Below are 12,176 nucleotides of genomic sequence, written 5' to 3'. Positions count from 1 at the left end.
CGTAGTTCGCCCATCAACGGTACTCCGGTTGGTCCTATTACCCCTTCCTTGATTTTCCGCACCCCATGGGCTTCGGCCCCGTTTTATCTTTTTAGGAACAAGTAACATGGCAACCGGTACCGTCAAGTGGTTCAATGACGCAAAGGGCTTCGGCTTCATCACCCCGGAAGGCGGCGGCGACGATCTGTTCGCGCACTTCTCGGAAATCCGCGTCGAAGGCTTCAAGACGCTGCAAGAAAACCAGAAGGTTGAATTCGAAGTGAAGACGGGCCCGAAGGGTCTGCAAGCTGCGAACATCCGTCCGGTCTAAGCTTGGCGCGATAATTCGTGAAAAAAAGCCCCGCTTCGGCGGGGCTTTTTGTTTTTCGGCGCCGGGGCGCCCGACATGGCGGCCACTCAGCCGCCCGCATTCAACCGAACAATCGCTGCGCGTGAATGCCGAGGCCCGTCGCGACACTCGCGAGGCGGTCGCCGAACACCGGTTGCGCATCCGGGAACGCCCCCGCAAGCGCGCCCGACAGGAACGCGAGCCCCGTCGAGCCACCGGTGAAATACAGCGCGCCGACATCGCGCGGCGCAACGCCCGCAAGCCGCACCGTCTCGCGCGCGGCGTCGACGATGCGCGCGGTGTCGTCGCGGCTCGCATCGACGAGCCGGTCGGCATCGAATGCGATCTGCAGATCCTCCTCCACGTCGTTCAGGTCGATCATCGTCTCCCCGCCCGCCGCGACGCCGATCTTCGCTTCTTCCGCACGCGCCATCAGCGCATGCCCGAGCCGCTGCTCGACCACGCTCGTGAGCCGGTCGTACTGCCGCATGTCCAGGTACAGGTGCTTCATCAGCTTCAACTCGCCGAGCCGCTTCGGCGTGTAGACGGTGTTGATCAGGTGCCAGGTCGCGAGATCGAAGTAGATCTTGTTCGGCAACTCGCGCCCTTCAGGGTCGAGCGAACGGTAGCCGAATGCGGGCAGGATCGCCGCCAGTTCGACACGCCGGTCGTAGTCGGTGCCCGCGACGTGCACGCCGTGGTGGGCCAGCACGTCATCCTTGCGCTCGAGCCGCGCCATCCGCTCGGGCCCGACACGCACCAGCGAGAAGTCGGACGTGCCGCCGCCGATGTCGGCGACGAGCACGAGGCGCTCCGCCTGCTGGCGCGACTCGTAGTCGAACGCGGCCGCGATCGGTTCGTACTGGAATTGCACGTCCATGAAGCCGACCGATCGCGCAGCCGCCTCAAGCTGGTCCTGGGCGAGGCGGTCGGCACGCGGATCGTCGTCGACGAAGAACACCGGCCGGCCAAGCACCGCACGGCCGATCGGCGCACCCGCGCGGGCTTCGGCCTTGCGCTTCAGGTGCGTCAGGAAGCGCGCGATGATTTCGGTGTACGCGATCGCGCTGCCGTCGCCGAGATCGGTCGTCGTTTCCGCGAGCGGCGAGCCGAGGATGCTCTTCATCGAGCGCATCAGCCGGCCGTCGAAACCGTCGATGTAGGAGGCCAGGGCCGCACGGCCGTATTCGATCGTCTCTTCGTCGTTGTTGAAGAAGATCGCGGTGGGCAGCGTCAGGTGGTCGCCCTCGACGGGCGCGAGGCGCATGCCGTCGCCGTCGGGCAGCGCCACGGCGGAATTGGACGTGCCGAAATCGATCGCGCAGTAAGTCATGGGAAGGTGCCGCAGCAGGGCCGGCGCGAAAACGGAAAGGACGGGCTTTTTAACATGAAGCCCGCGGGATCACAACCGGGGCCAGCCACCAGGGCCGCGCAACGGGCCTCGGTGGCGACGGCGCGCACCGTGGCGCGCGGGGGGAACCTGCGGGCGGGATGCGCGATGCAGCCCGTCCGTCTGGCGGGTCAGGCTGCCGCGTCGAAACCTTTCTTCCACGCGCCCGCATAGACGACCTCGCCGATCGCATGGCGCGTGCGCGGCGCCTTCTCGCGATCGCGCAGCACCGGATCGAGCTTGTCGACGTTGCCGTAGTGACCGAGCGAGATGATCGACGGAATCGCGACGTCGGCCGGAATCGCGAACGCGTCGCGAAACGCCTTCGCGTCGAAGCCGCTCATCTGGTGGGCGGCCAGGCCCAGCGCGTGCGCCTGCAGCACCAGCGACATCGCGGCGGCGCCCGCGTCGTACAGCGCGGTGGGAGCCGGCTCACCCTTCGGCGTGAGCGTGTGCGCGGTCACCGCGATCAGCACGGGCGCGGGGGCATTCCAGCCCTGGTTGAACGGCACCAGCGTCGCGAACGCGCGTTTGAATGCGTCGTCGTCCTGCGTGCGGTCGAATACGATGAAGCGCCACGGCTGCGCGTTGTAGGCCGACGGCGCCCAGCGGGCGGCTTCGAGCACCGCGTGCAGGTCACCGGCGCTGACGGGTTCATCCGAATACGCGCGCGGGCTCCAGCGGCCCGCGATCAGGTCGTGAATCGAAACAGTAGTGGGAGCAGGTTTGACGGACATGCGGTTCCTCGCTGACATCGATGAAGGGGCGCGAACGCCTTGCGAACCGCAAGCATACCCGCTTGAGCCGATGCTCGCCCGATCCCCCCGCGCTATGCAAATCTCCGTGCGTGCATTGCCCGGCCATCCGCCGCGCGGCCGGCCGGGCCATCGAATCGCCGCGCTCAGGCCGCCTGCGCGGCTGCGCGCGACGGGCCGCGGTTGATCCGCAGCACGATCAGCGCACCGATGATGCACAGCCCGCCCGAGATCATGGACGCGACCGTGTAAGTTCCAAGGCTGGCGCGCAACAGCCCGGCGCCGAGCGCCGCGAACGCCGCGCCGAGCTGGTGGCCCGCGACGATCCAGCCGAACACGACCGGCGCCGCGGCCTTGCCGAACACGTCGGTCGCGAGCCGCACGGTCGGCGGCACGGTCGCGATCCAGTCGAGCCCGTAGAACATCGCGAACAGCGGCAACCCGAAGAAATCGATCCCGAACGCGTGCGGCAGGTAGATCAGCGACAGCCCGCGCAGGCCGTAGTACCAGAACAGCAGCACGCGATTGTCGTAGCGGTCGGACAGCCAGCCCGACAGCGTCGTGCCGAACAGGTCGAACACGCCCATCGCCGCGAGCAGCGACGCGCCCTGCACTTCGGTCATCCCGTAGTCGCTGCACATCGCGATCAGGTGCGTGCCGACATAGCCGTTGGTGCTTGCGCCGCAGATAAAGAAGCTGAAGAACAGCAGCCAGAAATCGCGCGAACGGCTCGCGGTCAGCAGCGTACGGAACGCGACCGTGAGCGGGTTCTCCTTCGCCGCTTCGGGCGCGGGCGGCGCATCGGCCGGCTCGCCGTACGGACGCAACTGTACGTCGGCCGGCCGTTCGGGCAGCAGGAACGCCACCAGCGGAATCACGATCGCGGCCGCGACCGCGACGACCAGCACGACCGGCCGCCAGCCATGGTGTTGCGCGATCGCCGCGAGCATCGGCAGGAACACGAGCTGGCCGGTGGCTGTGCTCGCGGTCAGGACGCCCATCACGAGGCCGCGCCGCGCATGGAACCAGCGCGTGACGAAGGTCGCGGACAGCGTCAGCGCAACGACGCCGGTCGAGCAGCCGACCATCAAGCCCCAGATCATCACCATCTGCCAGCTCTGCGTCATCATCGACGACAGTGCGACGCCCGCGCTCATCGTTACGAGCGCGGTGAGAATGGTCGGGCGCAGCCCGAAGCGCTGCATCGCGGCAGCCGCGAACGGGCCCGTCAGTCCGTACAGCGCGATATTCACCGAGATCGCCAGCGAAATCGCCGCGCGGCTCCAGCCGAGCTCGCGTTCGAGCGGCACCATCAGCACGCTCGGCGTCGCGCGCGTGCCGGCCGCGGCCAGCAGGATCAGGAATACCACCGCCGCCGCAAGCCATCCGTAGTGGAAGCGCCCGCCGATTCGTGTCACCGCCCAGTTCATCTTCGCGTTCTCCAGTTGGCGGCTCCCGTGCCTCCGCACCCGCGCCGCCGTCCTGCCAGGCCACCTCCGCCGCACGCTGCATCGGCTGACCCGGGCCGACGCTTGGCATTTGTCTGTCGATCCGATCGGCTTTGTTACCGATCGGTCACAAGTGTGTTGCGATCGTAGTGACCAATCGGTAACATGTCAAGCAATTCAATATGCAGTCGAGGGTCGTCATGTCGGGCATCGAGATCGCCAAACCGCTGGCGCGCCGCACGCGCCGGCCGATCGACGGCGCCACCGCGCAGGAGCACCTGCTACGCGCCGCCGAGGAGCTGTTTTACAAGGAAGGCGTTCGGACGGTGGGCGTCGAGGCGGTCGTGGAGCGTGCGGGCGTCAACAAGATGAGCCTGTACCGCCAGTTCTCGTCGAAGGACGAGCTGATCCTCGCGTACCTGGAGCGGATGGATGCGTGCTTCTTCGACCGCTTCAATACGAGCGTCGCGAAGCACCCGGGCCAGCCGAAAGCGCAGCTGATCCAGTATTTCGTCGATCTCGCCGAGCGCGCGACGCAGAAGGATTACCGCGGCTGCCCGTTCGTCAACGTCGCGGCCGAATTCCCGGATGCGTCGCACCCGGCCCGCGAGCGCGTCGCGCGGAACAAGGAACAGCTGATGAAGCGGCTCGTCGCACTGAGCGAAGACGCCGGTGCGCGGCAGCCGCAAGTGCTCGCCGGCTCGCTCGCGCTGGTCATCGAAGGCATCTACGCGGCAAGCCAGACCTACCGGCACGGTGAAACGCCGATCGGCGTCGCTCCCGCGCTCGTCACGCAGTTGATCGAAGCCGCCTGCGCGTGACGGCGCGCCCGCTACAATGCGGCCCTCGCCGCCCTTCCGCCCGACTGGTTTCACGATGACCGACACCCGCCCCGAATCGCACGACGACATCCTCGCCGCCACGCGGCACTGGCTCGCGCGCGCGGTGATCGGGCTCAATCTGTGCCCGTTCGCGAAAAGCGTCTATGTCAAGGAACAGGTGCGCTACGCGATCAGCGACGCGACGACGCTGGAAGACGCGCTCGCCGAACTCGAAACGGAGCTGCGCGCGCTCGACGCGGCGGACCCGCAGCAGGTCGACACGACGCTCGTGATCTTCCCGCATGCATTCGCCGATTTCGTCGACTACAACGACGCGCTGTTCTTTGCCGACCGGCTGGTGCGGCAACTGCGGCTCGACGGCGTGCTGCAGATCGCGAGCTTCCATCCGGACTACCGGTTCGAAGGCAGCGAGCCCGACGACATCGAGAACTATACGAACCGCGCGCCGTATCCGATCCTGCACCTGCTGCGCGAGGACAGCATCGCGCGTGCGGTCGATGCGTTCCCGGACGCATCCGCGATCTACGAAAGGAATCAGGAAACGCTGCGCCGCCTCGGCCACGACGGCTGGCGCGAATGGATGCGCCGGCCGGGCGACGACGTCTGACGCGGCGGGCCCTCCCACGCGCAGGTCAGCTGGCGGCCGGTTCGACGGCGTCGCCGCCCGACGCCGCGGCTTCCGCCACGAAGAAGCGCTCATTCAGCTCGGCAAGCCCGAACATCCCGAGGATCTCGTTCAACCGCTCGCCGGGCCGCCGGCGCGGCAGGTTCTTGTACTGCGCGATGATCAGCTCGTTCTTCATCGAATGCTCCCAGCCGACCAGTTCGGTCACGCTGACCTGGTAGCCGTGCGCTTCGAGCTGCAGGCAGCGCAGCACATTGGTGATCTGGCTGCCGAATTCGCGCGTATGCAGCGGATGCCGCCACACTTCCGTCAGCGCGTTCGCGAGCGACTTGCCCTTGTTCTTGCGCAGTACGCCCGCAACCTCTGCCTGGCAGCACGGCACGAGCACGATGTGCTGTGCGCGCTTCGCGAGCGCGAAGCGGATCGCGTCGTCGGTCGCCGTGTCGCACGCGTGCAGCGCGGTGACGACGTCGACCGTTTCAGGCAATTTCGGCGACGCGATCGAATCGGCAACCGACAGGTTCAGGAACGACATGCCGCCGAACCCGAGCCGCGCGGCAAGCTCGGCCGAGCGCGTGACCAGCTCCTCGCGGGTCTCGATCCCGTACACGTGCGACGCGAACGCCGGCGTGCCGTGCCCCGGCTGCTGCTTGAAGAACAGGTCGTACAGGATGAAGCCGAGATACGACTTGCCGGCGCCGTGATCGACGAGCGTCACGCTGCCGCGCTCGGCCTGCACGCCGGCGAGCAGCGGCTCGATGAACTGGAACAGGTGATAGACCTGCTTCAGCTTGCGGCGGCTGTCCTGGTTCAGCTTCCCGTCGCGGGTGAGGATGTGCAGTTCCTTCAGCAGCTCGACGGACTGCTCCGGGCGGATTTCGTGGGTCTTGTTCGACATCGTGAAGCGGCGCCGGGCCACGGTCGGTCGACCACGGCCCGGCGGCGGGAATTCGTGAGGAATGGCGGTAGTTTACCGAAAATGCGCGGTCAGGCTCGTGCGCCGAGCCGCCAGAGCGACGTGACCTCGGCCTGGCGGGCCGCGTGCAGCGGATCGTCGGCATCCATCGACTTCGGGTGCGCGGGGCGGATGTCGTCGCGGCCGAGCACGACGAGGCCCGCTTCGTCGATCCATTGCAGCAGCGTGTCGCGCGGCCTCAGGCCGAGATGCTCGGCGAAATCGGACAGGATCAGCCAGCCTTCGCCGCCCGGCTCGAGGTGCGCGGCGAGCCCCGCGAGGAAACCGCGCAGCATGCGGCTGTCCGGATCGTAGACCGCATATTCGATCGGTGCGCTCGGCCGGGCCGGCACCCACGGCGGGTTGCAGACCACGAGCGGCGCGCGGCCGGCCGGAAACAGGTCCGCCTCGACGACCTCGACACGACTCGCGTGGCCCAGCCGCTCGACGTTCTCTCGCGCACAGGCGAGCGCCCGTGCGTCCTGATCGGTCGCAACGACACGCTCGACGCCGCGCGACGCAAGCACGGCCGCCAACACGCCGGTGCCCGTGCCGATGTCGAACGCGAGCGACGTCGCCGGCAGCGTCGCGCGCGCGACGAGTTCGACGTATTCACCACGCACCGGCGAGAACACGCCGTAGTGCGGGTGGATCGGCGCGCCGCCGAGCGCCGGGATCGGCACGCCCTTCTTGCGCCATTCATGCGCGCCGACGAGGCCGAGCAGTTCGCGCAACGACACGACCGACGGCACGCCGCCGGGCCCGTACGCCTCTTCGCATGCGGCGCGCACGTCGGGCGCGCGGCGCAGCGGGATCGTGTAGTCGGCGTCGAGCGGGATCAGCAGCATGCCGAGCGTGCGGGCGCGCTGCGACTGCGCGAGACGATGCAGGTTGAATGCCTCGACGCCGGCCGCGGCTTTCGCCTTCTTCGGCTTGCGCTCGACACGGCGCGCCATCGCCTGCACGAGCTGGCGCGCATTCTGGAAGTCGCCCTGCCAGACGAGCGCGGTGCCCTCGCATGCAAGGCGGTAGGCCGCGTCGGCGGTGAGGCAGTCGTCGGCGGGCACCGCGCGCTTCGGCGGTTGCACGCCGGCTTCGGAGCGCCAGCGCACGGCATGATCGGCGCCATCGGCGTCGGTCCAGTGGAAAACAGGGAAATCGGTCACGCGAACTCGGTTACGGTTGGCTTCAACGGGCGGCGCGACCGGATTGCGGGCGCCGCGCGGCTCACACCTTACCGCGCTTTGCCCGCGCGGCAAAGCGCGGGAGCCCGCCCGCGCCGCGCCGCCGCGCTCGCGCGGTTCAACCGCCCCACCCCGGCATCGCGGGCAGGCGCAGCGTGCCGGCATCGTTGAAGTGCACGGTGCCGAGCACGCCGCCCGCAAGCCGGCCGCGCAGCGCATATGGCAGCTCGCCGTTCGCGGCCGCACCGGGCAGGTTCCACGCCTGCCGCGCGGCGGCGAAGGCCGACACGGAAACCGGCACGTCGAGCACGGCCTCGCCGAAACGCGGCACGGTGCCCGAGCGATCGCTGACGCCGCTCGCGAACGGCGTGCCGTTCAGGTCGAGTGCGACCGAGATGCCGTCGTATTCGATCGGCGCGTCGTTCGGGTTCTGCACGCGCAGCTTCAGGCTGAAGCGCATCTCGAGGCCCTGCCCGACGAGCGGGTCGAGCCCGGCGACCGACACGCGCACCGGGTCGCGCGTCAGCCCCGCGCAACCGCCGAGCAGGAGCACGGCGGCAAACAGCAGCAGCACGGCGCGCAGCGGCGCGATACGGAACAGGGCTCGGGTCATGGGAAGGCCTCCTAGCGGCAATCGGTGAGCGGATCGTCGCTGCATTGTACCGAGCACGCCCGCGCACGCCGGATTTCGTAGTTTTCGCAGTCGCGCGAGATCGTTAATAGATTAAAACTACGGAAATACCACCTGAACGGAAAGCACATTAATGCTTTCCAGCATTCAATGGAGCACGACGAATTCAATAGATGCAATTTCTAAATTTTTCGTTTCCTTTACCTAAAACCATCAAGTATATTTACGCATCCTTCGAGCAAGCCGACAAACCTTGAAACCGCATGACGGTGATTTTACGGAACGGCGACACGCCTTCCTGCCATCCTGCGGCCAGGCCCGGCCAGCCCCGTAGGTCGTCTGTTCAAGGGGATGGCGCGCCCGCGCAGGGCGTGCGGTTCCGTGTCGTGCGCGCGAAATCAATTCAGTACAACACGCGCCCGGCCATTTTGAACCGGCAAGTTAACCGACATCCGGAAATCCAGAGGGGGCAGTAAACCATGATTACCTTCACGTAGTCGGCCGCCGTCTTTTCGAATAATCCGTCATTGGCATTTTCATCGCTGTTGATTAGCGGCGAGGGGATTGCTTTTGCCGGCGTTTTCGCAGCACTGAACGATTCTTTCAACAATCGAGGTTTCAGTCATGTCGATCAACATTCGCAAGATGCGTTATCTGCCGATCGTCGCCGCGCTCGCGCTCGCCGGGTGCGGCGGCGACGACGGCGGCGCGGGCTCAGCTTCCGCGCTCAGCTCCGCCGGCGCGCCGCACTCGGGCTCGTCGCCCGCCGTCACCGCGCCGCCAAGCGCATCCAACGTCGACAAGAGCGTATCGCCTGTCGAGTTGCCGGATACCGTGGTACCCGTGAACTACCGGCTCTGGTTCCGCCCGAACGACGCGCTGAACGCGTTCGACGGCCGCGCCGACGTCGAAATCAAGGTGCTGAAGCCGGTCAACAACATCGTGATCGCCGGCCACCGGATCAAGTTCACGAACGGCCGCATCACGCTGCAGCCGGGCAACATCCAGCTGATCGCGACGCCGCAGGACAAGGGGGACTTCTATCAGCTGCGCCCCGTAAGCGGCACGATCTCGCCGGGCAACTATTCGCTGCACATGGAATGGTCGGGCATCATCAACTTCAAGTCGTATGACGATCCGGTCGCGAGGACCGGCGGCAGCTGCGGTAACGATCCGTATCCGGGCTGCTCGGCCGCGGAAGGCATCTTCCGCGTCGACCTGAAGGGCACCGACGGCAAGACGAGCGGCGCGATCCTCACGCAAGGCGAAACCAACCTGTCGCGCCAGTGGTTCCCCGGCTGGGACGAGCCGGCGTTCCGCCCGACCTATGAAGTGACGGCCGAAGTGCCGCAGAGCTGGCGGGTCGTGTCGAACGCGGCCGAGAAGCCGTCGACCAACGTCGGCGGCGGCTACAAGCTCGTGCAGTTCGAGAAGACCCCGCCGATGCCGTCGTACCTGCTGTTCTTCGGCGGCGGCCTGTTCGACACCTACGAGGACGACTTCACGAGCCCGCTGCCGGGCGGCAAGGGCGGCCTGCACCTGCGCGTGTTCACGCCGCCGGGCATGAGCGACTGGGCGAAGCCGGCGATGGACCGCACCAAGCAGGCGCTCGACTTCTACTACCGCTACACGGGCATTGCCCTGCCGCTCACGAAGTTCGACACGGTGGCCGCGAACGACGCGTTCAAGGAGCAGAAGGACCTGAACTTCGGCGGGATGGAGAACTGGGGGTCGATCCTCGAGTTCGCCGACGACATCCTGCCGCAGCCGGGCCAGCCGATGTCGCACTATGGCAACGAGGTGCTGACGCACGAAGTCGCGCACCAGTGGTTCGGCGATCTCGTCACGACCGACTGGTGGGACAACGTGTGGCTCAACGAGTCGTTCGCGACGTTCTTCGAGACGAAGACGACGATCCAGTTCTTCCCCGACGAGTTCAGCTGGCTCGACCAGGTGAAGAACAAGTACCGCGTGATCAATCGTGACATCGGCCCCAACGCGTTCCCGGTCGCGCCGAACTTCAACGGCTGGGCGTCGAACGACTTCGTGCTGAGCGCCAGCGCGTTCACGTACGACAAGGGCGGCCACGTGCTGAAGACGCTCGAGAACTATCTTGGCGAACAGACATTGCGCCGCGGGCTGCAGCAGTACCTGGTCGACTACTCGTTCGGCAACGGTACGCCGAAGCGCCTGTGGGATGCGCTGTCGAAGGAAAGCGGCCAGGCGATCGGCGCGATCGGCGACAGCTACGTCCGCCAGACCGGCGTGCCGCTGATCTCGCTCGACACGCAGTGCGACCTGACGAAGAACCAGACCGTCGTCACGCTGAAGCAGCAGCCGTTCCCGAACAAGAACGCGTATCCGGGCCTGCAGTGGACGGTGCCGATCACGCTCGCGTACGGCCAGGGTCTCGCGAAACGCACGACGCTCGCGCTGAAGGATACGCAGACGCAAACGCGGATCGACGGCTGCTCGGGCGTGGTCGCCGACCCGAGCGGGCTCGACTACTACGTCGTGAACTACAGCGACGCGGCCTGGAGCGGGCTGCTCACGCAGGTCAACGGCTCGACCGATCCGGTCCTGCTCGCGAACCTGAAGAGCGAAGCCGCGCTGCTCGTCGCGAACAACCTCGCGCCCGCGTCGCGCTCGACGTCGATCGGCTCGGTCGCTTCGCCGGCCGCGATGAAGCTGCGCCAGACGCCGACCTTCGGCGGCATCGAGCCGGTGACGAAGGAACGCCCGGCCCTGCAATACCAGGGCATCTTCAAGCCGCGCAAGGTAGTGACGCAGTAACGGTGCGCATCCGGCCGGCGCCGCGCAGCCTGCGGCTGCCGGCCGGCGTACCGGCTTCTCCGACCTTCGACGGGCCTCGCATGCGAGGCCCTTTTTCATGCCCGGCGCGTTGATGTCCGGCATTCGGCCGGCCGGCCGCGCGGCGTGCCGCCCGCCGTCGCCGTCATGCCCACGCGGCATCCCACGCCGGCTGCGCGAACCAGGTTGCGAGGAACGCGACGAGCCGCGACGCGCGTGCGGTGCCGCGCGCGGGCTGGCGCAACACGTGGATCGTCGCCTGCTCGGGCGCCGCCGCGAACTGCGGCAGCACCGCGCGCAAGCGTCCGTCGCGCAACGCGTCTGCCGTGAGCCAGGTCGGCAGGTGCGCAAGACCGAGCCCGTCGATCGCGGCTTCGAGCAACGCCTCCGAATGATTGCTGCGAAACCGCGGCTGCGCCGGCACGTGGCGGCGCTCGCCGAAGCGCCACGCGCCCGGCGGCGGCGCACCGTGCCATGCCAGGCAGTCGTGGCCGGCGAGCGCGTCGGGCGACTCGGGCTCTCCGCGCCGCGCGAGATACGCCGGGCTCGCGCACAGCACGCGCCGCTGCGGCGCCAGCACGGTCGCGACGAAGCGCGTGTCCTCGAGCGGGCCGATGCGCACCGCGAGATCGACGTCGGAGCCAAGCCGCGCGCCCTGCAGGTCGACCATGGAGTCGGTCAGCACCAGGTCGACCTGCAGCGCCGGATGACGCTGCATGAACGCAGCCAGCGCGGCCATCAGGTGGCGGCGGCCGAACGGCGCCGGGCAGTCGACGCGCAGCAGCCCGCTCGGCTCGTCATGCTGGCTGTGCAGGTCTTCCTGCAGGCCGCGCAGCTCGGCCAGCATCCGCGTCGCGCGCCCGTACAGCAGCTGTCCGGCCTCGGTCGGCCGCAGCGCATGCGTGGTGCGATGCAGGAGGCGGATGCCGAGCTGCGTCTCGAGCCGGTCGATGCGCCGCGTGACTGACGACGCGGCGACGCCCAGCCGGCGTGCGGCCGCCGAGAAGCTCTGCTGGTCGACCACGTCGACGAACAGCGCCAGATGCGGGGAAAGAAAGTCGTCCATTCAGTGCCTTCCGATTTGGCTATGCGTCTATCGCAAAACAATCATCCGCCTTTGCACGTTTCCGCGTCAAACCGGGACGACTAGACTGCCTTCATCCTTTTCAACCGCTGCACGCCCCGCCCCGCCGGGCCGCGCGACAGC

General features: G+C 67.5%; 11 protein-coding genes. 4 read left to right on the top strand and 7 right to left on the bottom strand.

Going from position 1 to position 12,176, the window contains the following annotated elements:
- Positions 1-106: 106 nt before the first annotated feature.
- Positions 107-310, top strand: coding sequence for a cold-shock protein (locus tag HWX36_RS31280; RefSeq protein ID WP_006477070.1), 204 nt, complete (start codon positions 107-109; stop codon positions 308-310).
- A gap of 100 nt (positions 311-410) precedes the next feature.
- Here the strand turns inward: HWX36_RS31280 and HWX36_RS31275 are convergent, their stop codons facing one another.
- The 3 genes from HWX36_RS31275 to HWX36_RS31265 form a co-directional block, all read right to left on the bottom strand.
- Positions 411-1,661, bottom strand: a complete 1,251-nt coding sequence (locus tag HWX36_RS31275) for an Hsp70 family protein (protein WP_175957693.1) — start codon at positions 1,659-1,661, stop codon at positions 411-413.
- A 188-nt stretch (positions 1,662-1,849) separates the two neighbouring features.
- Entirely contained in the window at positions 1,850-2,455 is a 606-nt protein-coding gene (locus tag HWX36_RS31270) for a nitroreductase family protein (protein ID WP_175957692.1), read from the bottom strand.
- A gap of 164 nt (positions 2,456-2,619) precedes the next feature.
- Positions 2,620-3,903, bottom strand: coding sequence for an MFS transporter (locus HWX36_RS31265; protein ID WP_175957691.1), 1,284 nt, complete (start codon positions 3,901-3,903; stop codon positions 2,620-2,622).
- Between the two features lie 218 nt (positions 3,904-4,121).
- On the opposite strand from HWX36_RS31265, the gene HWX36_RS31260 reads away from it, so the two are divergent.
- Both HWX36_RS31260 and HWX36_RS31255 read left to right on the top strand, forming a co-directional pair.
- Positions 4,122-4,742, top strand: a complete 621-nt coding sequence (locus HWX36_RS31260; RefSeq protein WP_175957690.1) for a TetR/AcrR family transcriptional regulator — start codon at positions 4,122-4,124, stop codon at positions 4,740-4,742.
- A gap of 55 nt (positions 4,743-4,797) precedes the next feature.
- Positions 4,798-5,370: a DUF1415 domain-containing protein gene (locus HWX36_RS31255; RefSeq protein WP_175957689.1), complete on the top strand. Its 573-nt coding sequence runs from the start codon at positions 4,798-4,800 to the stop codon at positions 5,368-5,370.
- Positions 5,371-5,395: 25 nt separating this feature from the next.
- Here HWX36_RS31255 and HWX36_RS31250 read toward each other — a convergent pair whose 3' ends face one another.
- The 3 genes from HWX36_RS31250 to HWX36_RS31240 form a co-directional block, all read right to left on the bottom strand.
- Positions 5,396-6,286 (bottom strand): SAM-dependent methyltransferase, encoded by an 891-nt coding sequence (locus HWX36_RS31250; RefSeq protein WP_175957688.1) that lies wholly within the window; start codon positions 6,284-6,286, stop codon positions 5,396-5,398.
- A gap of 89 nt (positions 6,287-6,375) precedes the next feature.
- Positions 6,376-7,509 (bottom strand): class I SAM-dependent methyltransferase, encoded by a 1,134-nt coding sequence (locus HWX36_RS31245; RefSeq protein WP_175957687.1) that lies wholly within the window; start codon positions 7,507-7,509, stop codon positions 6,376-6,378.
- Positions 7,510-7,645: 136 nt separating this feature from the next.
- A complete protein-coding gene (locus tag HWX36_RS31240; protein ID WP_175957686.1) occupies positions 7,646-8,140 on the bottom strand; it encodes an LEA type 2 family protein in 495 nt (164 codons plus the stop codon).
- Between the two features lie 642 nt (positions 8,141-8,782).
- Here HWX36_RS31240 and HWX36_RS31235 point away from each other — a divergent pair.
- Complete coding sequence (locus HWX36_RS31235) at positions 8,783-10,951, top strand: M1 family metallopeptidase (protein ID WP_175957685.1); 2,169 nt, start codon at positions 8,783-8,785, stop codon at positions 10,949-10,951.
- Between the two features lie 163 nt (positions 10,952-11,114).
- On the opposite strand, the gene HWX36_RS31230 is transcribed toward HWX36_RS31235, so the two are convergent.
- Entirely contained in the window at positions 11,115-12,035 is a 921-nt protein-coding gene (locus HWX36_RS31230) for a LysR family transcriptional regulator (protein ID WP_175957684.1), read from the bottom strand.
- Positions 12,036-12,176: the final 141 nt, after the last annotated feature.

The organism is Burkholderia sp. BCC0405, assembly GCF_902833075.1.
In the GTDB taxonomy this organism is placed as follows: domain Bacteria; phylum Pseudomonadota; class Gammaproteobacteria; order Burkholderiales; family Burkholderiaceae; genus Burkholderia.
The sequence above is the reverse complement of the archived record's forward strand: the minus strand, read 5'-3'. Positions and strand labels throughout refer to the sequence as shown.

What these genes read in the sequence shown, in the direction of transcription:
- HWX36_RS31280 (WP_006477070.1), top strand. Translation starts at nt 107, where the DNA reads ATGGCAACCGGTACCGTCAAGTGGTTCAATGACGCAAAGGGCTTCGGC.
- HWX36_RS31275 (WP_175957693.1), bottom strand. Translation starts at nt 1,661, where the DNA reads ATGACTTACTGCGCGATCGATTTCGGCACGTCCAATTCCGCCGTGGCG.
- HWX36_RS31270 (WP_175957692.1), bottom strand. Translation starts at nt 2,455, where the DNA reads ATGTCCGTCAAACCTGCTCCCACTACTGTTTCGATTCACGACCTGATC.
- HWX36_RS31265 (WP_175957691.1), bottom strand. Translation starts at nt 3,903, where the DNA reads ATGAACTGGGCGGTGACACGAATCGGCGGGCGCTTCCACTACGGATGG.
- HWX36_RS31260 (WP_175957690.1), top strand. Translation starts at nt 4,122, where the DNA reads ATGTCGGGCATCGAGATCGCCAAACCGCTGGCGCGCCGCACGCGCCGG.
- HWX36_RS31255 (WP_175957689.1), top strand. Translation starts at nt 4,798, where the DNA reads ATGACCGACACCCGCCCCGAATCGCACGACGACATCCTCGCCGCCACG.
- HWX36_RS31250 (WP_175957688.1), bottom strand. Translation starts at nt 6,286, where the DNA reads ATGTCGAACAAGACCCACGAAATCCGCCCGGAGCAGTCCGTCGAGCTG.
- HWX36_RS31240 (WP_175957686.1), bottom strand. Translation starts at nt 8,140, where the DNA reads ATGACCCGAGCCCTGTTCCGTATCGCGCCGCTGCGCGCCGTGCTGCTG.
- HWX36_RS31235 (WP_175957685.1), top strand. Translation starts at nt 8,783, where the DNA reads ATGTCGATCAACATTCGCAAGATGCGTTATCTGCCGATCGTCGCCGCG.
- HWX36_RS31230 (WP_175957684.1), bottom strand. Translation starts at nt 12,035, where the DNA reads ATGGACGACTTTCTTTCCCCGCATCTGGCGCTGTTCGTCGACGTGGTC.